The 25,260-nt window shown below is 61.4% G+C and carries 24 protein-coding genes, 2 tRNA genes and 2 pseudogenes; 22 read left to right on the forward strand and 6 right to left on the reverse strand.

Going from position 1 to position 25,260, the window contains the following annotated elements; translation table 11 throughout:
* The coding region (locus BM151_RS00010; RefSeq protein WP_177212974.1) for a type I secretion C-terminal target domain-containing protein at window positions 1-736 on the forward strand (736 nt) is incomplete at its 5' end.
* A 253-nt stretch (window positions 737-989) separates the two neighbouring features.
* Here the strand turns inward: BM151_RS00010 and BM151_RS00015 are convergent.
* Window positions 990-1,238: pseudogene (locus tag BM151_RS00015) on the reverse strand (integrase core domain-containing protein); the annotation flags it as partial.
* A gap of 159 nt (window positions 1,239-1,397) precedes the next feature.
* Here BM151_RS00015 and BM151_RS00020 point away from each other — a divergent pair.
* Window positions 1,398-1,541: pseudogene (locus BM151_RS00020) on the forward strand (integrase core domain-containing protein); the annotation flags it as partial.
* 48 nt (window positions 1,542-1,589) lie between these two features.
* Here BM151_RS00020 and BM151_RS00025 read toward each other — a convergent pair.
* Window positions 1,590-2,465, reverse strand: coding sequence for a MurR/RpiR family transcriptional regulator (locus BM151_RS00025; RefSeq protein ID WP_218151309.1), 876 nt, complete (start codon window positions 2,463-2,465; stop codon window positions 1,590-1,592).
* A gap of 252 nt (window positions 2,466-2,717) precedes the next feature.
* Between BM151_RS00025 and BM151_RS00030 the strand changes: the two genes are divergently transcribed.
* The 7 genes from BM151_RS00030 to BM151_RS00060 all read left to right on the forward strand — a co-directional run bounded on the left by BM151_RS00030 (window position 2,718) and on the right by BM151_RS00060 (window position 8,750).
* Complete coding sequence (locus BM151_RS00030) at window positions 2,718-3,680, forward strand: Bug family tripartite tricarboxylate transporter substrate binding protein (protein WP_090055329.1); 963 nt, start codon at window positions 2,718-2,720, stop codon at window positions 3,678-3,680.
* Window positions 3,677-4,615, forward strand: coding sequence for a BMP family lipoprotein (locus tag BM151_RS00035; RefSeq protein ID WP_090055331.1), 939 nt, complete (start codon window positions 3,677-3,679; stop codon window positions 4,613-4,615). The genes BM151_RS00030 and BM151_RS00035 overlap by 4 nt, the downstream gene beginning before the upstream one ends.
* Window positions 4,603-5,043 carry a tripartite tricarboxylate transporter TctB family protein gene (locus BM151_RS00040; RefSeq protein WP_090055334.1) on the forward strand — a complete coding sequence of 147 codons (441 nt, stop codon included), beginning with the start codon at window positions 4,603-4,605 and terminating at the stop codon, window positions 5,041-5,043. The genes BM151_RS00035 and BM151_RS00040 overlap by 13 nt, the downstream gene beginning before the upstream one ends.
* Before the next feature lies 1 nt (window position 5,044).
* Complete coding sequence (locus BM151_RS00045; protein ID WP_090055337.1) at window positions 5,045-6,562, forward strand: tripartite tricarboxylate transporter permease; 1,518 nt, start codon at window positions 5,045-5,047, stop codon at window positions 6,560-6,562.
* Window positions 6,563-7,539: 977 nt separating this feature from the next.
* A tRNA-Asp gene (locus BM151_RS00050) sits at window positions 7,540-7,616 on the forward strand.
* Between the two features lie 52 nt (window positions 7,617-7,668).
* A tRNA-Asp gene (locus BM151_RS00055) sits at window positions 7,669-7,745 on the forward strand.
* A gap of 150 nt (window positions 7,746-7,895) precedes the next feature.
* Complete coding sequence (locus BM151_RS00060) at window positions 7,896-8,750, forward strand: DMT family transporter (protein ID WP_090055340.1); 855 nt, start codon at window positions 7,896-7,898, stop codon at window positions 8,748-8,750.
* 18 nt (window positions 8,751-8,768) lie between these two features.
* Here the strand turns inward: BM151_RS00060 and BM151_RS00065 are convergent, their stop codons facing one another.
* A complete protein-coding gene (locus BM151_RS00065; RefSeq protein WP_090055343.1) occupies window positions 8,769-10,166 on the reverse strand; it encodes a helix-turn-helix domain-containing protein in 1,398 nt (465 codons plus the stop codon).
* A gap of 96 nt (window positions 10,167-10,262) precedes the next feature.
* Complete coding sequence (locus BM151_RS00070) at window positions 10,263-11,465, reverse strand: multidrug effflux MFS transporter (RefSeq protein WP_342714528.1); 1,203 nt, start codon at window positions 11,463-11,465, stop codon at window positions 10,263-10,265.
* Between the two features lie 246 nt (window positions 11,466-11,711).
* On the opposite strand from BM151_RS00070, the gene BM151_RS00075 reads away from it, so the two are divergent.
* From BM151_RS00075 to BM151_RS00110, 8 genes are all read left to right on the forward strand, one after another.
* Complete coding sequence (locus BM151_RS00075) at window positions 11,712-13,244, forward strand: acyl-CoA carboxylase subunit beta (RefSeq protein WP_090055348.1); 1,533 nt, start codon at window positions 11,712-11,714, stop codon at window positions 13,242-13,244.
* A gap of 18 nt (window positions 13,245-13,262) precedes the next feature.
* Entirely contained in the window at window positions 13,263-13,628 is a 366-nt protein-coding gene (locus tag BM151_RS00080; protein ID WP_090055350.1) for a hypothetical protein, read from the forward strand.
* On the forward strand, window positions 13,629-14,054 hold the full coding sequence (locus BM151_RS00085) for a DUF6497 family protein (protein WP_245781052.1): 426 nt from the start codon (window positions 13,629-13,631) through the stop codon (window positions 14,052-14,054).
* Between the two features lie 142 nt (window positions 14,055-14,196).
* Window positions 14,197-14,535 carry a hypothetical protein gene (locus BM151_RS00090; protein WP_090055352.1) on the forward strand — a complete coding sequence of 113 codons (339 nt, stop codon included), beginning with the start codon at window positions 14,197-14,199 and terminating at the stop codon, window positions 14,533-14,535.
* Between the two features lie 42 nt (window positions 14,536-14,577).
* Window positions 14,578-14,979 carry a RidA family protein gene (locus BM151_RS00095; RefSeq protein ID WP_218151310.1) on the forward strand — a complete coding sequence of 134 codons (402 nt, stop codon included), beginning with the start codon at window positions 14,578-14,580 and terminating at the stop codon, window positions 14,977-14,979.
* A 14-nt stretch (window positions 14,980-14,993) separates the two neighbouring features.
* Window positions 14,994-15,413: a hypothetical protein gene (locus BM151_RS00100; RefSeq protein ID WP_245781110.1), complete on the forward strand. Its 420-nt coding sequence runs from the start codon at window positions 14,994-14,996 to the stop codon at window positions 15,411-15,413.
* 361 nt (window positions 15,414-15,774) lie between these two features.
* Window positions 15,775-15,975, forward strand: coding sequence for a glycine zipper 2TM domain-containing protein (locus BM151_RS00105; RefSeq protein WP_090055360.1), 201 nt, complete (start codon window positions 15,775-15,777; stop codon window positions 15,973-15,975).
* A 170-nt stretch (window positions 15,976-16,145) separates the two neighbouring features.
* Window positions 16,146-18,146: an acetyl-CoA carboxylase biotin carboxylase subunit gene (locus BM151_RS00110; protein WP_090055362.1), complete on the forward strand. Its 2,001-nt coding sequence runs from the start codon at window positions 16,146-16,148 to the stop codon at window positions 18,144-18,146.
* A gap of 69 nt (window positions 18,147-18,215) precedes the next feature.
* Here the strand turns inward: BM151_RS00110 and BM151_RS00115 are convergent, their stop codons facing one another.
* On the reverse strand, window positions 18,216-18,683 hold the full coding sequence (locus tag BM151_RS00115; RefSeq protein ID WP_090055365.1) for a DUF4174 domain-containing protein: 468 nt from the start codon (window positions 18,681-18,683) through the stop codon (window positions 18,216-18,218).
* A gap of 101 nt (window positions 18,684-18,784) precedes the next feature.
* Between BM151_RS00115 and scpA the strand changes: the two genes are divergently transcribed.
* On the forward strand, window positions 18,785-20,908 hold the full coding sequence (scpA, locus tag BM151_RS00120; protein ID WP_090055367.1) for a methylmalonyl-CoA mutase: 2,124 nt from the start codon (window positions 18,785-18,787) through the stop codon (window positions 20,906-20,908).
* A 74-nt stretch (window positions 20,909-20,982) separates the two neighbouring features.
* Here scpA and nhaA read toward each other — a convergent pair whose 3' ends face one another.
* Window positions 20,983-22,209: a Na+/H+ antiporter NhaA gene (gene nhaA, locus BM151_RS00125; RefSeq protein ID WP_090055371.1), complete on the reverse strand. Its 1,227-nt coding sequence runs from the start codon at window positions 22,207-22,209 to the stop codon at window positions 20,983-20,985.
* 92 nt (window positions 22,210-22,301) lie between these two features.
* On the opposite strand from nhaA, the gene BM151_RS00130 reads away from it, so the two are divergent.
* The 4 genes from BM151_RS00130 (at window position 22,302) to BM151_RS00145 (ending at window position 25,239) form a co-directional block, all read left to right on the forward strand.
* On the forward strand, window positions 22,302-22,934 hold the full coding sequence (locus BM151_RS00130; protein WP_177212975.1) for a VOC family protein: 633 nt from the start codon (window positions 22,302-22,304) through the stop codon (window positions 22,932-22,934).
* Entirely contained in the window at window positions 22,931-23,434 is a 504-nt protein-coding gene (locus BM151_RS00135; RefSeq protein WP_090055378.1) for a GNAT family N-acetyltransferase, read from the forward strand. Before BM151_RS00130 ends, BM151_RS00135 begins: the two co-directional genes overlap by 4 nt.
* 66 nt (window positions 23,435-23,500) lie before the next feature.
* Window positions 23,501-24,184: a molecular chaperone DjiA gene (locus BM151_RS00140; RefSeq protein WP_090055381.1), complete on the forward strand. Its 684-nt coding sequence runs from the start codon at window positions 23,501-23,503 to the stop codon at window positions 24,182-24,184.
* A complete protein-coding gene (locus BM151_RS00145) occupies window positions 24,184-25,239 on the forward strand; it encodes an endonuclease/exonuclease/phosphatase family protein (RefSeq protein ID WP_090055386.1) in 1,056 nt (351 codons plus the stop codon). Before BM151_RS00140 ends, BM151_RS00145 begins: the two co-directional genes overlap by 1 nt.
* Window positions 25,240-25,260 lie beyond the last annotated feature (21 nt).

Genomic DNA, 25,260 nt, shown 5'->3' on the forward strand with positions numbered 1-25,260 from the left:
CACCATGTTCTATGGCGCCAGTTCCTTCAACCAGGATATCGGGGGGTGGGACATTGGCAGTGTGACGACGATGGCCGGCATGTTCAGTGGTTCCGGTATGTCGCTCGAAAATATGGATGCCACGCTGGAAGGCTGGGCCAAGCTCGACACCACTGCGGGCGAGACGGCAATCCAGTCCGGTGTGGACCTGACCACAGCGGACTACACCGACGCGACGGCCGTGCAATATTTGCGCGATCACTACGGTTGGAACATTTCTGGCACCCTCTCGGGTGGGGCCGTTGCTGGTGACAATGCCGCAGATGACACGATGGACTACTCGGCAGAAGCGATCTCTCAGATCCTGCATGGTCTGGGCGGCAACGATTCCATCACCGGTGGTAGCGCGGCCGACAGCATTTATGGCGGGGCCGGCGATGACACGCTGACCGGCGGGGCCGGGTGGGATACCTTCTGGGTGACCTTCGAGGATGCTGGCAACGACACGATCACCGATTTCGACGCCACGGCGGGCGGTGACGTGCTCGATATTTCGCAGCTCTTGATCGGCTACACCGGGACGCTCGGCGATTTCGTGACCGCCGCGGACGATGGCAGCGGGGGCACTCTTCTCACCATCGATCATGACGGTACAGGGGCGCTTGACAGCCCCGTCACGGTTGATCTCGAGGGTGTAACCTTTGGCGCTACTGTGCTCGATGACCTTTTGGCGAACGGAAACCTCACCGTGATCTGATCCGTACCCCCCCCGCCCCCTCCGCCGGTGTTACCACTCTGTAATGTCTCTCTCCCGGCGGAGGGGGCACTTTTCGAAACTGTCTGGCTGCTATGCCGTGGCCCCTGTTCAGAGGTCTTGGCTATCCGCCTGGTGCTGCCGTTCAGCAACGGTTTCGTGACTTATGTGCCCCGGCTCGGATAATCTCCACTCGGCGAAACCTGTTCGGGCAGTGTGAGCTACTCCCCATCCGTTGGACAGGAACTGGTGTAGTTTAAGCCACTCTTTGCTCATGCTGATCGGTTTGGGTTTCATCTTTTTTCAGCCAATAGACCACAGCAGGTGGTTTGCCACCAAGTGCAGAATGCGGAGGTTTGCGGTTGTAGAACTCGATCCACTTTTCGACGCTGGCCTTTGCTTCTGATCCGGTTTCCCGGGCATGCAGGTAAATGCACTCATATTTCAGGGATCGCCACAGTCGTTCGACGAAGATGTTATCGAGGAACGGACCCTTGCCGTCCATCCATTGCCGACAGGCGATTGCAAAGCAATCTGCCGAGTGGGAGATGCGCACACCGGATGCGCCCTCCAGCAGCGCTCGCTTTCAGGTATGGATCAGCGTCGGATGAACCCCGAATTGGCTCGCCAGCTCCGTTATTGTCTGTTCACCCTTCAGCGCTTCCTGCGCCACGCTCGGCCCCTGATCACGGCATGACGCGACGACTGCAATCATCACCGCCCCCACTCGAGCCTCGACGGGCTTACCCCGTGGGAGTATCACCAAAGGTCAAGTGAGGACCAAACCCTGAACAGAGCGAACCAATAAACGCGGACTCCTTGGGGAGCAGGTCAAGAGAGCTGCAAGTGGCCTGTTTCAAACCTCGCCCAATCGCTCATTTGCCTCGTCGATCAGGCGCAGTTTGTGCTGCGCGTCACGTCCGGCTTTCACTGTCGTGCGTGTCACGATCTGATGGCACAGGGACATGACCGAAGCGTGGTTGAATTGCGGGCTGCTCGTCTCAATCCGGCAGCGGAAATGCCAGCGCGCCCGATGATCCGGCGGATGCCCCTCGTCGGTCACCAGCGCCGTGGTGCCCCCTTGTCTCTGGCACTCCGCGATCAGAGGGTCGGTATTTGCCGCTTTGCGGCGCAGTGCGACAAGGATGACGACATCTTCCGGGGTCATTTCGGCGGTATATTCCCCCAGGCTCTCGCCGGCTTGCGGGATGACGGTCGCCGAGGGCACGACTTTCAGAAGTTGCCAGTAAAGATAGTCGGCAAAAATCCGACTGATGCGATATCCGATAAGCCAAACCCGCCGTGATGCGAGGATCGCCTCGGCCAATGCCTCGAGCTCGGCGGTATCAATGCGTTCGAATGTCCAGGCAACATTCGCAATTTCTTCCTGAACGCTCACCGAAAGCTGGCTTTCCGTGGGCACGTTTTCCGCATGCGCCAGAAAATGACGCGACCCGGTTTGCCGCTCGTCGCGCGCAGCGCGGCGGGCGACTTCGTAGTTCTCGAACCCGATACGACGGATGAAGCGGGAGACGGTCGCCTTTGACACGCCACTCAGGCGCGCCAGCTCCTGTGCATCGTAAGAGGCGAGATCTCCGGGGAAATCGAGCAGGAACGTGCCCAGCTTTCGCTCGGCCCGGTGCAGCTCGGGCAGGACGGCTCTGATGCGAGAGAGAAACGTCTCCTGCGGGTTTTGGTGAAACTGTGGTTCCATATTTCCTGTTTGTGGCATGCGGCGCCTCTTGGCAAGATCAATGTCTCCATCGGGTTTGTCGCGGCGGTCGCGACGCCGATTCGCGCCATTTCTTCGCAGATTTCAATTTTTAAACTGCCTTCAAATCACTCAATCGCGCAGGGGGACGCATAGAAATTGGAGAAAAAATGGTTTCATGTGCGGGTCTTTGTGGAACTGTGGTTTCTTAATATTTGTCTATTTTCGCGAACGTGGAACCATGGTTTCACAAACCGCAGAGAGGAAAGCCCGATGAACAGAAGAACCTTACTCGCCCTGTCCGCCGCGACATTTACCGCTGTCGCCATGCCTGCGCTTGCCCAAAGCGACTGGCCGGAACGCCCGGTCCGCATTCTCGTGTCCTTTCCCCCCGGAGGGTCCTCCGATCTCGTGGCGCGCCTTCTGTCCGAAAAGCTGTCGGCCAGTCTCGGGGCGCAATTCGTTGTTGAAAACAAACCGGGGGCGGCCGGCACTGTCGCGGCATCGGCGCTGCAGCAAGCGGAGCCCGATGGCTATACGTTGATGCTGTCCAACCTTACCCCGTTTAGCGTGGCGCCGATCCGTTTCCCGGATACGCCTTACGATCCGATTGCCGATTTCGATCACATCACCTATGTCGGCACCGTACATTTGGGCCTTTTCGCGGCCCCGATTGTCGGAGCGACGGACTTGGCCTCTTTCGTTGAGATGGCCAAGGCCGATCCGGGCAAGTTCGAATACGGCAGCTCTGGCGTGGGCTCTTGGGGGCATATCATCGCCGAGCAATTCCAGGACGAAACCGGAGCTGAGTTGTTCCATATCCCTTACAAGGGCTCTGGCCCCATGCGTCTCGATTTCATGGGCGGTGTTGTTCCGATGATCTTTGACGCTGTTCCCCAGAACCTTCCGGCGGTCGAAGACGGGACCGCAATCCCCCTGGCAGTGTCGGCCCCGGAACGCATTGCCTCGCTGCCGGATGTCCCGACCTTTGTCGAAAGCGGCTACGATATTGTCGCCGAGAACTGGCTCGGGGTCAGCGCGCCGGCGGGTGTCCCCGCTGAGATCAAGGCAAAGCTGGATGCCGCCTTGCTCGACGCCATGGAAATGCAAGATGTTCAGGCGCAGTTCGACAGCTGGGGGTTGATCCGCAAGCCGAAAACCAGCGCGGAATTCAGCACCTATGTCGCGGAACAGCTGACGCAATGGACCCCGCTCGTTGAAGCGGTTTCGAAATGAGTAACCCTATGAAGATCGCGGTGTTTTTCGTTGGCGAGGTTCAGGACGACGGATTCAATGCCAGCGCGCTTGCCGGTGCGGAACGGGCCGAAAAGGCGGAGATCGCGGAGATATTCGTCGTGTCCGGTGTACGCTACGATCAGGATGAGATCCGTGCGCGCCTGAGCGAAGTGGTGCCCGATGTCGACGGGCTGGTGTTTATCGGCGGTCAGGGCAATATCGCAACGCCGGAGATCGCTGCGGCCCATCCGGACAAGCGTTTCGCCATTGTCCAGGGCCAGAAAACGGCCCCCAATCTGGCAAGCTATGATGTGCGGCAAGAGGATTCCGCCTTTCTCGCGGGCGTGCTCGCAGCAAACCTGACCAGATCGGGGGTTGTCGGACATCTGTCCGGGCACAGGGTGCGCCCCGGTCTCAAGGGCCGGGCGGCCTTTGTCGCAGGTGTGAAACATGCCGCCCCGGCGGTGAAAGCCCTCACCGGGTTTTGCGGTACGCAGGATGACAGTGCGGTGACGCAACGCTGGGCCGAGGCCGAGATCGCGGAGGGTGCGGATGTCATATTCACGATGCTGAACGATGCGAGACGTGGCGCGATCGAGGCCTGTCGCGCGAGGGGCGCCCGGCAAATCGGCAACGCGCTGGACTGGGTCGAGAAAGAGCCCGATGTCTTTGTTGCTTCCGCGCTCGCCCGGATCGACATCGGGGTCGAATGGGCCATACGCGACATGGTCGAGGGGAAAACGCCGTCCGACATTGTGGAATTCGGTCTCGACGAGGGCGACGTCGTCTCCCTGAAGCTCGGCGAGGATGTGCCAGAGGCCGCACGCGAGGCGGTTCTGGCGGCAGTGCAGGAAATCCGCGCCGGCCGTATCGTCATTCCCGACAGATATGACGGCCCTGAGTTCGAACCGGAGACGGTGCCATGCGGCGGCTGATCTCGCATCTCGGCCCGGTGATCATGTTGATGGCTGGGCTCGGCTTCGCCATCGGTGCAGCAACGTCGCTCGAGCTCGGATCGTTTCGACGGATGGGGCCCGGCGCCTTTCCCCTGCTCGTGGGCGCGGTGCTGAGCCTCCTGGCACTCACTGCGTTAATCGAGAACCTGCGCCGGCCAATGCATGTCGATAAAGCCGATCCCTGGGCCGTTCTGGGGGTCATCGGAGGGGTCTCGGCTTTTGCCTTTCTCACGCCGCTGGCGGGGGTGTTGCCTGCGACCGCCCTCGCGGTCTTTGCCACCGGTTCGGTCATTCCCGAGTTCCGTTGGCCGTATCGGATCGCTTTGGCTCTGGGCGTGTCGATGGCTGTATGGCTGATCTTCGTTCTGGGTCTCGGCATCCCCTTCGTTGCAATTCGAGGACTGTAAAATGGATCTGCTCGCCAATCTCGCTTTGGGCCTAGCCACCGCCGCCACAGCTCAGAATCTCTTCTATTGTTTCGTCGGGGTGTTCCTTGGCACATTCATTGGTGTCTTGCCCGGCGTCGGTCCTTTGGCGGCCGTCGCAATGCTTTTGCCGGTGTCCTTTTACCTTCCGCCCGAAACCGCCCTGGTGATGTTGGCAGGCGTCTATTACGGCGCCGAATACGGTGGCTCGATCGCCTCGATCCTGCTCAATATTCCCGGCACACCCTCGGCCTCGGTCACCTGCCTCGATGGTTACCCTATGGCGCAACAGGGCCGTGCCGGCGTTGCGCTGTTCTCCACCGCAATCGCCTCGATGTTCGGGGCGATGTTCGGCGTTGTCGTCATGGTGCTCCTCGCGCCGAAACTCGCGGAATTTGCTTTGCTTTTCCAACCGGCCGAATATTTTTCGGTGATGGTCCTCGGGCTCGTCGCCGCCTCGGTTGTGAGTTCTTCGGGCGCGGTGCGCGGATTGATGATGGTCTGTCTCGGCATTCTCCTGGGGACTGTCGGTGTCGATGTGAATTCCGGGGAGACCCGCTTTACCGGCGGCATACAGGAGCTGCGGGACGGTGTCTCGTTGGTGGTTGTCGCCATGGGCTTGTTCGGCATCTCGGAAGTCATGGTCTCCCTGCGTGGTGCGACCCAGAGCTATGCCGGAGCGGGGCTGACCGGTCGTCTTTTGCCGACCAGATCGGAATGGCAGCGCAGCTTCATGCCGGCAATCCGCGGTTCGACGGTCGGCTCCTTTTTCGGAACATTGCCGGGAACGGGTCAGACTGTCGCAAGCTTTGTCGGTTATGCGCTTGAGAAGCGCGTGAACAGAAACCGCGCCGAATTTGGCAAGGGCGCCATAGAAGGCGTTGTCGTTCCCGAAAGCGCCAACAATGCCGCGGCGCAAACGGCCTTCATCCCGACCCTGACTCTGGGCATCCCGGGCTCCACAACCATGGCCCTGATGCTCGGCGCCCTGATGATCCATGGCATCACCCCGGGACCGCGCCTGATCGCGGAGCACCCCGACCTGTTCTGGGGTCTCGTCGTGAGCTTCGTCTTCGGCAATATTTTCTTGCTGATCCTGAACATTCCGCTGATCGGCATCTGGGTCCGCCTGCTGCGCGTGCCGCATTATTACCTCTATCCGACCGTCATCGTGCTTATCTGCGTCGGGGTCTTTGGTATCTCGAATTCTCTGACCGATGTCTGGGCCACCTTGACTTTTGGCGTGATCGGCTATGTCTTGCGCCTGTTCCGCTTCGAGCCCGCACCGATGTTGATCGGCTTCGTGCTCGGTCCGATGATGGAGGAATATTTCCGCCGTGCCATGCTCTTGTCGCGGGGCGATCCGACCGTCTTCATCTCGCGTCCCGGCAGCGCGGCGCTGCTGGCGGTTGCCGCTTTTCTTCTGGCGGCCACGATCCTGCCGTGGAAGCAATGGGTCCTGCAGGGCATGTCCGCAGTGAGAAACGTCGGTCTGAAATAGCGCGCAAGATCTCACGGGCGCCGAAACGTGAGATGCTCTGGCAATATCAGAGAGCGTCGGGTCTAGCTGCGTCGCCAGCGGCAATAGCATAGCTCGGAGGAGTGCATGGATATCCGTTTTCGGGATCGAGAGCCGTTATGTGTGCCTTTCATCTATAACAATTTAAGTGAAGGTGTCCTCGGAGCAGAATGCTCAGAGCCATTTGGGAACATCGATGCGCTTATAGCGTTTCAGTTTATCGATGAGTGTTCTACGAAGTGCGCCAAGGTTCCGTGAACCCGCGCGGAAGCGAATTGTTTTGCGAGAGGCAGGAATAGCCCGGTTTAAAAACAGTGCTTTGCACGCAACATCAATAGCTTGGTCGCTTGGCGCTTCGTTTACACCGAAGATGTCGGGAGTTCGAGCCTCTCACGACCCACCATTTCCTCTCAGAATCCATGCGATATGTGCTTCACGGGCCTGCTTTGCATCTGTTTGATGGCTGTGAAGACGCCATGTGGTCTTGCGCCGAAGGAAGGGGGGGGGCGCAGGAGTGTAGAGAGAATACGGATCAGGAACTCGGCCAGCAAAGGCGGTGTCGTGAAGATGCTTCTTCTCTTCGCTGCGCTTGCAAGTTTCCGCCTCTCTTTGGTGTCCTGCAAGCCACTTTGGTGGTGGGAGGATCACGAGTATATTGTCTACCTTGCACATGTCATGGCCTGTCTTGTGTCATGCGTCGTCGCATGGCGACTCCGGACGTTTCCAACGACCCGGGAAGGGGTTGAAAAAAGGCTTTGGGGCAGACGACGCAAAAGGTGAATACTGGGTTCGTCAATGGGGATGTCTCGTCTGCCGCGGGCGTAGGTGAAGAGCGGGATTTCCGGTTCAAAGTTTTTTCGCCCTGCGGGTCGCTTTTTCGCGATTCCGTGCTTGACGAGGGCGCGCCCCGGCCATAGAACGCCCCTCACGTTCAGGGCATGGTCCTGATCGGGTAGCGAGCGGTTGTAGCTCAGTTGGTTAGAGTGCCGGCCTGTCACGCCGGAGGTCGCGGGTTCGAGCCCCGTCAACCGCGCCACCGCTGCCCACCGTCTTCCGCAACTCGGAAGACAGTCTGAAAAGACAAATGCGCGGTTGTAGCTCAGCTGGTTAGAGTGCCGGCCTGTCACGCCGGAGGTCGCGGGTTCGAGCCCCGTCAACCGCGCCACTTTTCTCCTCATTCGACGGATCATCACCGATAAGCCGTTCTGCTAAACCGTTCTGTGCGATGGCATTTCGGGATTTCGACCTTTGGCGCTCTTGTCACGGCAGGATTTTGAACCAGACTCCCGAAGATCATGAGCGCGGAGGAGGGGGCATGTTACAGGATTGCGGGGCGCAGCTGCGGCTCATCGGGCTTTTGGCGGCGACATTGATCGCCTTTGCCGGCAATTCGCTTTTGACCCGCGCCGCGCTGGTCGATCCCGACAACAGCGCACTGGGGTTTGCCGGGGTGCGGCTGTTGTCCGGCGCCGTGCTGCTCGTGGCCGTGGCCACGTTCCGGCGCGTGCCGCCGCGCTTTACCCGGGCGGATGTCCCGGCGGTTCTGGCGCTTTTCGCCTATGCCGTGGCGTTTTCCCTGTCCTATCGCGAGATGGCGGCGGCCAGCGGGGCGCTCATTCTCTTCGCGGTGGTGCAGGTCTCCATGCTTGCGGTGGCGACCCTGCGCGGGGCGCGGATCGGGGGCTTAGGCCTCCTCGGCGTGGCGCTGGCATTGGTCGGGCTGACATGGTTGTTGCTGCCGGGGCTTGCGGCCCCGCCCCTGGGGGCGGCGCTCATGATGGCGCTCTCGGGTCTGGCCTGGGGCATCTACAGCCTTCTGGGGCAGAGAAGTGGTTCCGGCGGCGGTGACCCGGTGGACCGGACCATCCGCAATTTTCTCGGCACCGTGCCGCTGGTCCTGCTGATCTTTCTGATCGTGCCGCCGGTGCTCACGCCCTTTGGTTGGCTCATGGCGGTGCTGTCGGGTGCGGTGGCCTCGGCGCTGGGCTATCTGCTCTGGTATCTGGTGCTGCCGAAGCTCTCGACGCCCTTGGCGGCGAGCGCCCAGCTGTCCGTGCCGCTGATCGCGGCGCTTGGCGGCGTGCTGTTCCTCGGCGAGGGGCTGAGCGCGCGCTTCGTCCTGGCCTCCGTGCTCATTCTGGGCGGGATCGCACTCACCGCCCGGCGATAAGGGCGGCGGGCGCCTGCCTCAGTCGATCTTGTAGGGCAGGGTGCCGCGGCTGTTCGGGTCGATGGTGAGCCGGTGCTCGAGCGGCGGGATCGAGCGCTGATGGCAATCGCGCCGCTCGCAGATCCGGCAGGAAATCCCGATCGGTTCAAAAGCGGCCGGTTTGGTCACGTCGAGATCGTCGGCATAGACCAGCTCGGCTGCATGTGTCACCTCACAGCCCAGCCCGATCGCATAGCGTCGCACAGGGGCGTGAAAGGCGCCGCCGGGTTTCGAGACATCGCGGGCAATCGACAGGTAGCGCACCCCGTCCGGGGTCTCGGCCAATTGTCTGAGGAAATGTCCCGGGCGCTCGAAGGCCTGGTGCACGTTCCACAGCGGGCAGGCGCCGCCGTAGCGGGCGAATTGCAGCCGTGTCGCGGAATGGCGCTTGGTGATCGTGCCGGCCTGATCGACCCGGACGAAATAGAAGGGAATGCCCTTGGCGCCGGGGCGCTGGAGCGTCGAGAGCCGGTGTGCCACCTGTTCGACCGAGGCGCCGAAGCGTTCGGCCAGCATTTCGAGATCGTGCCGCGTCTCCTGTGCCGCTTCGAGAAAGGCGCTATATGGCAGAAGTGCGGCGCCGGCGAAGTAATTCGCCATGCCGATCCGGGCGATCTGGCGGGCTTCCTCGCTTTGAAACCGGGCCAGATCCAAGGTCGCGTCCACCAGCTTGCTCTGGGTCAGAAGCGCCAGTTGATGCAGGATCTGGAACCGTCGCGTGGCGGTCGAGGCGCGGGCCGAGATCGTCAGCTCGCCCTTGTCGGCATCGAAGCGGCGCAGATCCTTGTCACCGGCCCTGAGCGTGATGCCGCGGCTTTCGAGCACCTCCACCGCCGCCTTGACCACGTCGCGATCCTCGCCATGCGGCCGGGCAAAGTTTTCCGCCGCCCGGTCCACCGCGTCGATGTAATTGTCGCAATAGTGAAAGAAATCGCGCACCTCTTCCCAGGGGCTGGGGCGCGCCGGGCTGTCTTCGCGATCCAGTGCCTCGTCCATCGAGGCAAGCCGTTCGGTGGTCTGGCGATAGGCCCGGTGCAGTTCGAGAAAGGCGCGGGCCAGCGCGGGGGCGTTCGAGGCGGCGAGCCGCAAATCGGCCAAGGGCGGCGCGCCATCGGCGAACACCGGGTCGGCCAGCGCCTCGCGCATGTCGGTGACCATGCGTTCCGCATCGCCGGAGCTGAGTTCCGTGACGTCAAAGCCGAATTCCTGCGCCAGCGCCAGAACCACACCGGTCGAGACCGGCCGGTTGTTGTTTTCCATCTGGTTGAGATAGGGCAGCGAGACGCCGAGCTTCTCGGCAAAGGCGCGCTGGGTCAGGCCCAGACGTGTCCGGGTCTCGCGCAGTTTCGCGCCGGCGTAGAGTTTTTGCTGAGCCATGATCGCTCCCCACTCGGTTTTTGCAAATCAAGGTTTGCCAGTGCAAACCCGGTCTTGCAAGGGGGCAAAATGCGCCTTCGGACGGTGTGGCGTTGCTCAGCTATCGCGCAGCACATGTTCGCGCCGGACCACCCACAGGGCGGCGAAGATCGACGACAGGGAGGCGCAGAACATGATGACGAGAAGCGTCGTGCCGCTGCTTTCCGGTGTCAGCACCGAGCCGGCAAAGGCCGAGAGGACGGCGCCGCCGCCGATATACATGGCGCCGCCCAGCCCCGCCGCCGTGCCCGCAAGATGCGGCCTGACCGAGAGCGAACCGGCGATGGAATTGGGCAATTGCATGCCATTGCCCAGGCCCAGAAAGGTGATCAGGGCAAAGAAACTTTCGGGTGTCGCCTTGCCGATCAGAAACAGCGAGAGCGAGGCCAGCACACTGGCCGAGCAGATCGTCGCGCCGATCAGGATCATCCGGTTCATGCCGATGCGGAGGGTGAACTTTCCGGCAAGGAAATTGCCGAAGAAATAGCCTATGGCGGGCGCGGCCATATAGAGGCCAAGCCGGTCTTCGGTCAGCCCGAAGACCGTCGAGCCAAGAAAGGGCGCGCCGCCGAGAAAGGCAAAATAGGCGCCGGAGGCCGTGGCGGCGGAAAGCGCATAGCCCAGAAACCTCTGCGAGGTCAGAAGTTCCGGAAAGCCCTTGAGCGTGTCCTTCATCGAGCCGCTGGATTTCGGCGCGGTTTCACCCGTGTCGAATGTCACGATGGTTAACAAAACAAGGCCCGCGGCGAACAGGAGCCAGAAGCTGCTTTGCCAGCCATAGAGGCTCGTCAGCAGGCCGCCGATGGTCGGTGCCACCATCGGCACCAGCGACATGCCCATGGTGACATAGGCGATCATTTGTGCGGCCTCTTCGCCCGGCACCATGTCGCGGACGATGGCGCGCGACAGCACCATGGCGGTGACGATCCCGGCCTGGGCGGCCCGCATCAACAGAAAGATCTGCGCCGAGGGGGCATAGATCGCGCCCAGCGTCGCGGCGAGGAAAATCACGATGCCGCCGATCAGCACTGGACGCCGGCCAAACCGGTCGGAGAGCGGCCCGATCACCAGTTGCAACCCGGCATTCACGGCCAGAAAAATCGCCACCGAAAGCTGCATGACACTGTAGTCCGTGTCGAAATATCGGCTCATTTCCGGCAAGGCCGGCAGGAACACGTTCATCGTCATGGCGGAAATCCCGGCCATGAGCACCAGTGTGACAATATGTGGCGGTGTGGAACGGTCCAGAAAGCGGACCACGGGTTTCTGTAACATTGCGGCAGGATAGGGGGCAAAACCCACCTGTCCACGGAAAACTCATCGCGTTTGCGCACAGCCGGGGTGGCGTTCCTACGCAGAGCCGAGCAGGGGTTTGATGCAGAATAATTTTCAGATTTGCAATTTGCGCCAAGGGTCTTTTGCAGTTTATGCAAATCTGCCAGACTCTTCTTTGAACAGGGGCGCGCGCCGCGTAAGGTGCCGCAGAAATGACGAGGAGGCCTACCCGTGAAAGATATTATCAAAGAACTTCACGACCGCCGCGATGAAGCCCGTCTGGGAGGCGGGCAGCGTCGCATCGACAGCCAGCACGCCAAGGGCAAGCTGACGGCACGCGAGCGCGTGGAACTTCTGCTCGACGAGGGCAGTTTCGAAGAGTTCGACATGTTCAAGACCCACCGCTGCACCGAATTCGGCATGGAGGACACCAAGTTCTACGGCGATGGCGTGATCACCGGCTGGGGCACGATCAATGGTCGTATGGTCTATGTCTTCTCGCAGGATTTCACCGTCTTCGGCGGCTCGCTGTCCGAGACCCACGCCCAGAAGATTTGTAAAATCATGGATATGGCGGTGCAGAACGGTGCGCCGGTGATCGGCCTCAACGACTCGGGCGGTGCCCGTATTCAGGAGGGTGTCGACAGTCTCGCGGGCTATGCCGAAGTGTTCCAGCGCAATATCGAGGCCTCCGGTGTGGTGCCGCAGATCTCCGTCATCATGGGCCCCTGCGCCGGTGGTGCGGTCTATTCGCCGGCGATGACCGATTTCATCTTCATGGTGAAAGACACCTCCTACATGTTCGTCACCGGTCCCGACGTGGTGAAGACCGTGACCAATGAGGTGGTGACCGCCGAAGAGCTCGGTGGCGCCTCGACCCATACCAAGAAATCCTCGGTCGCCGACGGGGCGTTCGAAAATGACATCGAGGCGCTCTCCGAAGTGCGCCGTCTGGTCGATTTCCTGCCGCTGAACAACCGTGAGAAGCCGCCGGTGCGCCCGTTCTTCGATGCGCCCGACCGGCTTGATGCGGCGCTCGACACGATCATTCCGGACAATGCCAACACGCCTTACGACATGAAGGAAGTCATTCATTCGGTGGCCGACGAGGGCGATTTTTATGAGATTCAGGAAGATCACGCGAAAAACATCATCACCGGGTTCATCCGTCTCGAAGGTCAGACGGTCGGCGTGGTGGCGAACCAGCCGATGGTGCTGGCCGGCTGTCTCGACATCGACAGCTCGAAAAAGGCGGCCCGGTTCGTGCGCTTCTGCGACTGTTTCGAAATTCCGGTGCTGACCCTTGTCGACGTGCCGGGATTCCTGCCGGGGACGGGCCAGGAATACGGTGGCGTCATCAAGCACGGCGCGAAGCTGCTGTTCGCCTATGGCGAAGCCACCGTGCCGAAAGTGACGGTGATTACCCGCAAGGCCTATGGCGGCGCCTATGACGTGATGAGCTCCAAGCACCTGCGCGGTGATTTCAACTACGCCTGGCCGACCGCCGAGATCGCGGTGATGGGCGCCAAGGGCGCGACCGAGATCATCCACCGCGCCGATCTCGGTGATGCGGATAAGATCGCCAAGCACACGCAGAACTACGAAGACCGCTTTGCCAACCCGTTTGTGGCGGCGGAACGTGGCTTCATCGACGAGGTGATCCAGCCGCGTTCGACCCGCCGTCGTGTGGCCCGTGCCTTTGCTGCGCTGCGCCACAAGAAGCTCGAGAACCCGTGGAAGAAACACGACAATATCCCGCTCTGAGCGGAATGTCGGTTCCTCATGTCTCGTCCTTCTTGGCATATCTCTGAGGTGGACGGCGCGCTCACGCTGGCGCGTCGGCTCCCCGCGCGGTTCGATGTTTCGGCAACGGCCGTGATCAAGGGCGGCGCCGGGCTCGGAAAAGCCCGGATCGCGCATCAGGTGCGTCAGGATATGTGGCGGGCGCTGCAAAATCTGCGGGGCTTTGCCCCGGTGGTGCAGGTCACGACACAGGGCGAGGATCTCGAGATCACCGCCGGCGGCACGATCGCCGGACGGTTTCCGAAATCTGAGGTGGAGGCGCGGATCGCCGCGCTTCTCGCCGAGGATCATTTGCAAAGCCGCTGGGTGCGTTTCGCGCAGCCCCGCCAGAGACAGGAGGCCTAGATGCGGAAAAGACTGATCGCTTGTGCCATGCTGGCCTCTGCTCTGGGGTTTGCGGCCACTGCGGAACGGGCACCGGTCTCGGCCGAGGCGCTCACCCAGGAGCTCATCGTGCCTTCGGGGCAAAAGGTGGAATTCTTTGAAACCGTGATGGATCGCCCCGCCATGGGGCTGACCGCGCGCTTCCGCTTTCTGGCGCCGGAATTGCCGCGCTATCTCGAGCGGCTGTCTTACGAAGAGCTGGAGGCCGATCTGGCCGCGCTCTGTGTGGGCTATGCCCTGCCGCGTCTGGGAGAGCCCAGCCCCGCAATGATCGTCATTTCGCTCACCTCCGAACCGACCGAATTCGGCGATCCGGCCCCGGATGTGGCGCAGGTGTTCGAAGCCTATCGTCCGGTTGAAGGTACCTGTGCATGGGAGGCATTTTAATGAACTGTTATGTTTTTTTTCCGTTCGATCACGCCTGTGAGCCCTGTCTGTTTCCGGTCGCAGAGACTGTAAACACAGCTTTCTGTCGCAAACTGTGCTATCATGACACGCACAAGACCAAACGTGACAGAAGAGGGACATCATGTTCAATCGCTTTACGATCGCCTTCCTCGGAACCATGGGGATGGCTCTTGCCGGATGCGCGCCGACGCCCGCACCGGAACCCATCATGCCTGAACCGACCTTCGACAAGTTCGGCAATCTCCAATACAATCCGGACGACAGCTGTGTGCCAATCCGGCCAGAGACTTTCGATCCGACCCAGGGGTACTATATCGACGACGGGCTCGTGCCCTGCTGCCCGGAAGGCATGGAATTCAATCCTCGCACGCAGGAATGTGTGCCAATCCCGCAGCGCCCGCGCGATGACCACGACGATCGCGATTACAATCCGCAACTGGACCCAACAGGGCGGACCTGAGCGTAATAATGTCGCCCTTCCTCATTCGGGGAGGGCGATGCAATGAAATTTCACATGTTCTCCAATGGCCCACGTCCGGTTGCGCCGTTCTCTCATGCGGTCGAGGATGATGGCTGGGTCATTCTGACCGGTCAGATGCCGACCGACCCGGCCGCCCCCGATGCGGCGCTGCCGGAAGGGGTCGAGGCGCAGACCCGGCGTGTCATGGACAATCTGCTGCTGATCCTCGGTGAATTGGGGCTCGGCGCCGAGCATATCGTGCAATGCCGGTGTTTCCTGACCGAGTTCGAACGCGATTACCCGCTGTTCAACGACACCTACAAAAGCTACTTCCCCGCGGACCGGCTTCCGGCACGCACCACGGTGGGCGTGACGGCTCTGGCCGTGGGCGCACTGGTCGAGATCGACCTTGTGGCCCGCAGACCTGATGAGGGAGAAGGCTGATGGCACGTGACTACATGCTGAAACACAAGGGATTTCCGGGGCGTCTTCCGGGGTCCGACTATCAATTCGTGATCCGGCGGGCGAATCCGAAAGGCGTGACGCCCTTGAAGGCGCTGGAGCGCTACAAGGATCGCAAACCGTCCGACAAGCGCGCCGATGCCGCCTTCATGTCGGCGCTCTGGAGCTATTTCGGCGAAGAGACATTCGAACGCGGCAATCTCGACGCCGGGCGGCTGTCTTGGCTGTTCGGGCGCGAGGTCGTGCCGGCCGATCCCGACGATTTCGATCCGGCGTCTTACGAGGCCGAGCTGAAGATCGACGTGAAGCGTGCCATGGCCACCTTCCCGGAGCTTTTCGCCTCTGAGGAAGACGAGGAAATGCCCGATTGGGACGCCATGTGGAATGGCGACGAGGACGGGGAGTACGAGGACTGATGCGCGGGTTTTCGCTTGGCTCAGGGCTGTTTGCGCGAACTGCTGCCGAAGACGGCGGGCAGGGCGGGCATGCCCTTGTGAGCGAGCGGATCAGGTCCCATCTTTCTCACAGGCCGATGACGACCAGCAACGTCCCGGCCTGTTCTGAAAACCGTTACCCTTCCCCTTTGGCGAGGTCTGTGCATCCCCCGCACGGTCCTCGCCGCTCTTTCTTGCCCGTTTTCCGGGCCCGGGTTTCCTTGGGGCCGTTGCCCCATGCGCGCAGTTCCGCCGAACCGAGGTTTGCGTGCCGATTTGCCTATGCGTTTCTGTCGGATTGGCGTAAAATTACGGTAGTCACAACCACATCAAGAGCAGAACAATGCGTAAATCCATTCTCATTCTCGCCCTCGTTTCTTCCGCGGCGCTTGCCGGTTGCATGTCCACCGATGGCGAACGTGCCCTCGCGGGCGCTGCCGCGGGTGCCGTCGTCGCCGATGCGACCGACAACAATGTGCTCACCGGCGCAGCCTTGGGTGCGCTTGCCGGCACCTATTGCGACGACGCAGGCGTCTGTAACTAATCCATCTCGTTTGAGCGGCCGCGCGCCGCTCCGCGATGATATCCGTTTTGAAAGCTCCCTGGACCAGTCCGTCCGGGGGGCTTTTTCGTGTTTGAAACCGACGATCCGATCCGGGCGCACGAGGAGCGCGGCCCGGGCGGGACTGACTTGAGAAAGGGAGAGGACAGGACATGTTCGACAAGATCCTGATTGCGAACCGCGGCGAGATCGCTTGCCGGGTGATGAAAACCGCCAAGAAAATGGGGATCAAGACGGTCGCCATCTATTCCGATGCCGACAAGCATGCGCTGCATGTGCAGATGGCGGATGAGGCGGTACATATCGGCCCGCCGCCGGCCAACCAGTCCTATATCGTCATCGACAAGGTGATGGACGCGATCAAGCAGACCGGCGCGCAGGCCGTGCACCCGGGCTACGGCTTCCTGTCGGAGAACTCGAAATTCGCCGAGGCGCTGGCCGCCGAAGGCGTCGCCTTTGTCGGCCCGCCGAAAGGCGCGATCGAGGCCATGGGCGACAAGATCACCTCGAAGAAACTTGCGAAAGAAGCCGGTGTGAACACGGTGCCCGGCTATATGGGGCTGATCGAGGATGCCGATGAGGCGGTGAAAATCTCCAATGAGATCGGCTATCCGGTGATGATCAAGGCCTCTGCCGGCGGCGGCGGCAAGGGCATGCGCATCGCCTGGAACGACACCGAGGCCCGCGAAGGCTTCCAGTCGTCCAAGAATGAGGCCGCCAACTCCTTTGGGGATGACCGGATTTTCATCGAAAAATTCGTCACCCAGCCGCGCCACATCGAAATTCAGGTGCTCTGCGATGCCCATGGCAATGGCATCTGGCTCAATGAGCGCGAATGTTCGATCCAGCGTCGCAACCAGAAGGTCATCGAAGAGGCGCCCTCGCCCTTCCTCGATCCGGAAACCCGCAAGGCGATGGGCGAGCAGGCCGTGGCACTGGCGAAAGCCGTGGATTACACCTCGGCCGGCACCGTGGAATTCATCGTCGATGGCGACAAGAATTTCTATTTCCTCGAAATGAACACGCGTCTGCAGGTGGAACACCCGGTGACCGAGTTGATCACCGGCATCGATCTGGTGGAACAGATGATCCGCGTCGCCAATGGTGAGCCGCTCTCGATCACCCAGGACGATGTTGGCATCAACGGCTGGGCCATCGAGTCCCGCCTCTATGCCGAGGACCCCTATCGCAACTTCCTGCCTTCGATCGGTCGTCTGTCGAAATACCGCCCGCCGGAGGAAATCGTCACCGAGGACGACATCGTGCGCAATGACACCGGTGTCTACGAGGGCGGCGAGATCTCGATGTATTATGACCCGATGATCGCCAAGCTTTGCACTTGGGGCAAGGACCGTGCCTCCGCCCTCGAGAACATGCGCAACGCTCTGGACGCGTTCGAGGTCGAGGGCATCGGTCACAACCTGCCGTTCCTCTCCGCCGTGATGGATCACGAGCGCTTCATCACCGGCAATATCACCACCGCCTTCATCGAGGAGGAATATCCGGAGGGGTTCAACGGTGTGGAACTGCCCTATGAGGATCTGGAGCGCATCGCTGCGGCCGCCGCCGCAATGTACCGCGTCGCCGAGATCCGTCGTGCCCGGGTGTCGGGCCGGATGGACAATCACGAACGCATGGTCGGCTCCGACTGGGTGGTGCAGATCGGCGACAAGGATTTCCCGCTGTCGATCGAAGCCGACAAAAGCGGCTCGACCGTCTCCATCGGCGACAAGAAAATCCGTTGCGAGAGCACATGGACCCCGGGCGACAGTCTTGCGGTGATCGATATGGACCATGGCGGGCCGCTGACGCTGAAGGTCGGCAAAGTGCCGGGCGGCTTCCGCCTGCGCTCGCGTGGCGCCGACATGAAAGTCTATGTTCGCAGCCCGCGTGCCGCCGAGTTGAGCAAGTTCATGATCGAGAAACTGCCGCCGGACACTTCGAAACTGCTCTTGTGCCCGATGCCGGGTCTGATCGTGAAGGTCGACGTGGAAGAAGGTCAGGAAGTACAGGAGGGCCAGGCGCTCTGCACCGTCGAGGCGATGAAAATGGAAAACATCCTGCGCGCCGAGCGCAAGGGGGTGGTGTCCAAGATCAACGCCAAGGCGGGCGACAGCCTGGCCGTCGACGAAGTGATCATGGAGTTCGAGTGATCCGATGAGCGGCTCCGCAGGCATATCCCCTCGGGAATGCGCGGAGCTGCGCGTGAGCCGGGCGGTGGATTATCGCCCGCTCTCCATCTCTTGCTGTCGCAGCGGGGTCTTGTCGATGGCGCGGGTGATCTCGCGCACGTCCCACGGGTCGGGTTTGCGGAGCATGGTGCGGCCGTCCTTGTCGACGATGACAAGCGCGAAGCCGCGCGGACGCAATTCGGTGCGAATGGGGGAACGGGCCTCCGGGTCGGTGTCGGTCAGGACCACCACGTCGCGCTCCAAGAGCGGGTCGGGACGGGATTCGAGAAGTGAGACCTGTTCGTTGAACGACGGGTCCAATGGGCTGTCGGCGAAGACCAGGATCACCCGCGCGGCCCATTTGAAGCGCACGAGCTCGGTCTCGCCGGCCGGGGCGATCAGAGGGGCCGGGTCTTGCAGCTGCTCTTGCGGCGCTGGTTCGGCGGTGTCCTGGGCCATGGCAATGGCAGCCGGACTAAGAAAAAGCGCTGTGAACGCGGCGACATAGAGTTGTTTCATCGGACCTCCCGGGCTCTCCCTTATATAGGGGAGCGGGCGGTCCAAACCAAGGATGATTGCGGGTTTTACCCCCGCGTGTGGAATATGGAGAGGAGCCTGCGATGACGGACAGGAAGACCTGGGAAGAACTGGCCACGAAAGAGCTGCGCGGCAAGCCGCTCGAGAGCCTGGAGTGGGAAACGCTCGAGGGGATCAAGGTCAAACCGCTCTATGCCGAGGACGATCTCGAGGGCATGGCGCATCTGGGCAATACGCCGGGGATCGAGCCGTTCACCCGCGGCGTGAAGGCGACCATGTATGCCGGCCGGCCCTGGACCATCCGGCAATATGCCGGTTTCTCCACCGCCGAGGAATCGAATGCGTTTTATCGCAAGGCACTGGCAGCCGGGCAACAGGGCGTGTCCGTGGCCTTCGACCTCGCCACCCACCGCGGCTATGACAGCGATCACCCGCGCGTGGTCGGCGACGTCGGCAAGGCCGGTGTGGCGATTGATAGCGTCGAGGATATGAAGATCCTGTTCGACGGCATTCCGCTGGACAAGGTTTCGGTCTCGATGACCATGAACGGGGCTGTCATTCCGGTTTTGGCGAATTTCATCGTCACCGGCGAGGAACAGGGCCATGACAAGGCGCTGCTCGCGGGCACCATTCAGAACGACATTCTGAAGGAATTCATGGTCCGCAACACCTATATCTACCCACCGGAACCCTCGATGAAGATCATCGCGGATATCATCGAGTATACCTCGAACGAGATGCCGAAATTCAACTCGATCTCGATCTCTGGTTATCACATGCAGGAAGCCGGCGCCAACCTGGTGCAGGAACTGGCCTTCACGCTCGCCGACGGGCGCGAATATGTTCGCACCGCGATCAAGGCCGGGATGGATGTCGATAAATTTGCGGGGCGTCTGTCCTTCTTCTTCGCCATCGGCATGAATTTCTTCATGGAAGCCGCCAAGCTGCGCGCCGCGCGCTATCTCTGGACCCGGGTGATGGAGGAGTTCGAACCGAAGCTCGCCAAGTCCAAGATGCTGCGCACCCATTGCCAGACCTCCGGTGTGTCGCTGCAGGAACAAGACCCTTATAACAACGTCATCCGCACGGCTTACGAGGCCATGTCGGCGGCGCTGGGCGGCACGCAATCGCTGCACACGAATGCGCTCGATGAGGCGATCGCGCTTCCGACCGAATTCTCGGCCCGCATCGCCCGCAACACCCAGCTCATCTTGCAGGAAGAAACCGGCATCACCAATGTCGTCGATCCGCTGGCGGGGTCCTACTATGTCGAGAGCCTGACCAAGGAGCTCGCGGACAAGGCCTGGGCGCTGATGGAAGAGATCGAGGAGATGGGCGGCATGACCAAGGCGGTCAATTCCGGCATGCCCAAGCTCCGGATCGAGGAAACCGCCGCCAAGCGTCAGGCCAATATCGACCGCGGCGACGAGGTGATCGTCGGTGTGAACAAATACCGCAAGGACAAGGAAGATCCGATCGACATTCTCGACGTCGACAACGTCGCCGTGCGTGAATCCCAGGTCGCCCGGATCAACTCGATCAAGGCCAGCCGTGACGCCGCAACCGTCGAGGCGACCCTCGGCGCACTCGAGGCTGCGGCAAAATCCGGCGAGGGCAACCTCCTTGCACTGGCGGTCGAAGCCGCCCGTGCCCGTGCAACCGTGGGAGAAATTTCTATGGCTATGGAGAAAGCGTTCGGGCGTCACCGCGCCGAAGTCAAAACTCTCGCCGGTGTCTATGGCGCGGCTTACGAAGGCGACGAAGGCTTCGCCCAGATCCAGAAGGATGTGGAGACATTCGCCGAAAAAGCCGGGCGCCGTCCGCGCATGCTCGTCGTCAAGATGGGTCAGGACGGTCACGACCGGGGCGCCAAGGTGATCGCCACCGCCTTTGCCGATATCGGCTTTGACGTCGACGTTGGCCCGCTGTTCCAGACCCCCGAAGAGGCCGCCCAGGACGCCATCGACAACGATGTGCATATCGTCGGCATCTCAAGCCAGGCTGCCGGTCACAAGACGCTGGCGCCGAAGCTCATTGAAGCGCTGAAGGAACAGGGTGCCGAGGATATCATCGTGATCTGTGGCGGTGTGATCCCGCAGCAGGATTACGAGTTCCTCTACAAGGCAGGCGTGAAAGCGATCTTTGGTCCGGGCACCAATATCCCGGCGGCGGCGCGCCAGATCCTCGATCTGATCGCTGTCGAGTAAGCTCGACGGCAGGACATGAAAAAAGGGCCGGGGGATCGCTCCTCCGGCCCTTTTTCTGTTGGTGTCGGCGAGATTTACTGAGCAGGTTCCTGCACCTCGGCGGCGGTGATATCCGCCTCTTCGATTTTCTCTGCCTTGTGGCCTTCCGCCGCCGGTGCCAGTTTCAGCACGGCAAAACCGATGATGGCGGAGAGCACGGAGCCGGAGAGCACGCCGATGCGCACCTCGTTCATATGGAAGGCATCGTCAAAGGACAGCCCGCCGATGAACAACGACATGGTGAAACCGATACCGGCCAATGCGGCGACGCCGTAGATATGCAGCCAGGTGGCGCCAAAGGGTTTCTGGGCCACGCCGAGCTTGACGAGCAGCCAGGTCATGCCGAACACGCCGATCTGCTTGCCGAGGATGAGACCCAGCGCGATGCCCAGCGGCAGCGGCGAGAACACATCGGAGAAGGTCACGCCGGTGAGCACCACGCCGGCGTTGGCAAAGGCGAAGATCGGCACGATCAGGAAGAACACATAGGGCGAGAGCGCGTTCTCGAGCGCGTGCAGCGGTGACTTGCCCCATTTGTCCTTGATCGGGATGAAGAAGGCAGTGATCACGCCTGCGAGCGTCGCATGTACCCCGGATTTGAGCACCAGCACCCAAAGCACCGTGCCCAGGAGGATGATCGGCGCGATCCGGTGAATGCCCGCCCGGTTCAGGTAGAACATGATCGCCAGCGGAATGGTGGCCAGGAACAGGTAGTCGAGATGCAGCTCGGCGGTGTAGAAAAACGCGATGATCAGGATCGCGCCCAGATCGTCGAGGATCGCCAGCGTGAGCAGGAAAATCTTCAGCGAGGAGGGCACACGGTCGCCCACCAGCGCCAGAATGCCCAGGGCAAAGGCGATGTCGGTCGCCGCCGGGATGGCCCAACCGTTGTGGGTTTCCGGCGTGGAAACGTTCAGCGCGAAATAGACCACGGCAGGCATGACCATGCCGCCCACGGCGGCCATGCCGGGAAGCACCACGTCGCGCGGGTTCTTCAGCTTGCCTTCCATCAGCTCATGTTTGAGCTCGAGGCCCACGAGCAGGAAAAACACCGCCATCAAACCGTCGTTGATCCAGAGAATCAAAGGCTTGGAGAGGCCGTTTTCGCCGAGCTGGACGGTGAAATACGACGACAGGGCACTGTCGTAATACGGGTAAAGCGAGGAATTGGCCACGAACATGGCAGCGACGGCGGCCAGCATGAGGACGATGCCGCCGGAGATCTCACTGTCGAAGAACTGTTCCAATTTTCTGAGGAGCATTGTGTTTTTCTGTTCTTTCCTGAAGGTTGGGGTCAAATATGCGTCCCTCAGAGATGGGGGCTTTCCTGACCAATTCAATAAGGACAAATGCAATGTCTTACCGGATCGACCATCTTGTGGTCTCCGCCTCCGATCTCGAGCAGGGGTGCGACGCGATGGAGGCGCTTCTGGACGTGGAATTCGGGCCGCGCGGGTGCCATGCCGAGATGGCCACCGAGAACCGTCTGGTGGCGATGAAACGCCCGGATGGCGAAAGCGCCTATCTCGAGGTGATCGCCCCGGATCATGCGGTGGCGCGGCCGGAGTTTCCGCGCTGGTTCGATCTCGACAATTTCGGAGGACCGCCACGGCTCACCAACTGGGTCGTTGCTTGTCCCGATCTCGAAGAGGCCTGGGAATTGGCCCCGGCCGATGTCGGTCGAATCATGTCGTTCCGGCGTGGCGATTTTGCCTGGCGGATGATCGTGCCGGAAACCGGCATTCTGCCCTTTGACAATTGCTTTCCGGCACTGATCGAATGGCATTCCGAGCGGCCAGGTCCGAAGCTGCCCGATCCGGGGCTGATCCTGCGTCGGCTGAAAATCACCCATCCGGAGCCCGACGCGCTGCGCGCGGCGCTTGCGCCTTTCGTCTCCGCCATGGAAAATGTTCGGATCGTGCAAGGGCTGACGCCGGGCATGACCGCCGAGATTGGCACACCGTCAGGGGAGATCTGGATCGCATGAGCGCGAAACCCTATTTGAGAGAGGCCCTCGCCACGGATGCCCCGGCGTTGAAGGCCATCATGGCGCCGGTGATTGCCGGCTCCACCGCGTCGTTTTCCTCGGAAGAGCGCGATATGGCCGCCTGGGAGGCGATGATCAAAGATCGTCTGGCGCGGGGGCGGGCGTTCTACGTCGCCGAGCTCGATGGCGAGGTGGTGGGCTATGCCACCTATGATCAGTTCCGCCCCGGCAACAACGGCTATCGCTTTACCATGGAGCATTCCGTCTATCTCTTCGACAGTGCGCGGGGGCACGGGCTTGGCCGTATCCTGATGTTGACGATCGAGGAGCACGCGCGCGAGGCCGGGCATCATTCGATGATCGGGGTGATCGATGCGGAAAATGCCGCCTCCATCGCCTTTCACAAGGCGCTCGGCTATCGCGAGGCAGGACGTATCCCGCAGGCCGGGTTCAAATTCGATCGTTGGCTCGACGTTCTGTTCATGCAGAAATTTCTGTAACGAAAACCTTTAATTTCGCAGATTTGTCGCGGGACTTGAGCGCGCGCAACGGGTAAGCTCACCGCCATGTCGATCTGGTCACGCATATTGGAAGCGCTCAAGGCGCTGCGCTCCGGCGAAAGCCTCGCCAAAGTGTTCGAGCAATTCCGCTCGGACCCGGATCGGCGCGTGGGCTTTGCCATCGCGGTGATCGCCCTGGGGGCGAAAATGGCCAAGGCCGACGGGCAGGTCACCCGCGATGAGGTCACCGCCTTTCGCGAAGTGTTCCAGATCGCCAAGGAAGACGAGGCCGCCGCCGCCCGGGTTTTCAACCTCGCCCGTCAGGACGTTGCGGGGTTTGAGGATTACGCCAAGAGCATCAAGAAGATGTATGGCGAGGAATGCCGGCCGCTGATGGATCTGATGGACGGGCTCTTTCACATCGCCATGGCCGATGGCGAATATCACCCGGGCGAAGATGCGTTCCTGATCCGGGTGGCCGAGATTTTCGACATCGACGAACGGGCCTTCCGGGCGCTCAGGGCGCGCTACGTGCCCGATGCCGTGCGTGACCCCTACGACGTTCTCGGCGTCGACCCGGACATGCCGCTCGCCGAGATCAAAGCCGCCTATCGCGCGCTGGTGCGGGAGACCCATCCGGATCGGATGATCGCCCGCGGCGTGCCGGAAGAGGCGGTGCAGCTGGCCTCGGACCGGCTGGTGGAAATCAACGCCGCCTGGGAAGAGATCTCGGCAGAGCGGGCGGCGTGATGCTGCGCATCGCCACTTATAACGTCGAATGGTTCGACAATCTCTTCGACAATAAAGGCCGGCCCCAGGCCGATGACAGATGGTCGGCGCGGCACAATGTGACCCGCGAGATGCAGCTCGAGGCGCTGGGCAAGGTGTTCACCGCCCTGGATGCCGATGCGATCATGATCATCGAGGCACCGGACACCAATCGCCGGCGCGACACCCGGCGGGCGCTCGAGCAATTCGCCGATTGGGCGGGGCTCAGGGCGATGGCGGTCGAAATGGGCTATGTCAACGAGACCCAGCAGGAGATCGCGCTGCTCTACGATCCTCTGGTGCTCAGGGCACATCACGATCCGATGGGGGCGCCGGCGGATTTCGGCGACGGGTTCGAGCCGCCGGCCTTCAATTCGATCTACCGCCTCGATCTCGATACCGACCGCGATCCGGAGGAGGTGCGGTTTTCCAAGCCGCCGCTGGAACTGGCGATGGAACATCGCGAGACCGGGTTCGCCTTTCGTATGATCGGTGTGCATGTGAAATCGAAGGCGCCGCATGGGGCGCGCAACCGCGACGATGTGATCCGCATCTCGATCGAGAATCGGCGCAAGCAATTGGCGCAATGCATCTGGCTGCGCGAGCGGGTCGAGGGGCATCTCGAGGCGCAGGAGCCGCTCATCGTGCTGGGCGATTTCAACGACGGTCCCGGGCTCGATGAATATGAGAAGCTCTTTGGCCGTTCCGGCGTCGAGATCGTCATGGGCCGCGAAGATCCGGATGTGCCGCAGGAGATGCGGCTGTTTGATCCGAATGCCGCCGAGGCGCTGGCGCGACGCGGCAATCAGGGCCCGACCACGGCAAGGTTCTATATCGACGAGGAAGAGCGCTATCTCTCGGCGCTTCTGGATTACGTCATGGTCTCGCAAGACCTGCGACCGGGCGCGAAATGGCGGATCTGGCACCCGTTCGACAATCCCGCCTGTTTCGAGACGCCGGAATTGCAGCGCGCGCTGTTGGTGGCCTCGGATCATTATCCTGTTTCGGTGGATCTCAAATTGCCAACGGGGTTTTGAGGCCATTGCGGACATCGGGAA

The organism is Celeribacter neptunius (assembly GCF_900113955.1).
Lineage (GTDB): Bacteria > Pseudomonadota > Alphaproteobacteria > Rhodobacterales > Rhodobacteraceae > Celeribacter > Celeribacter neptunius.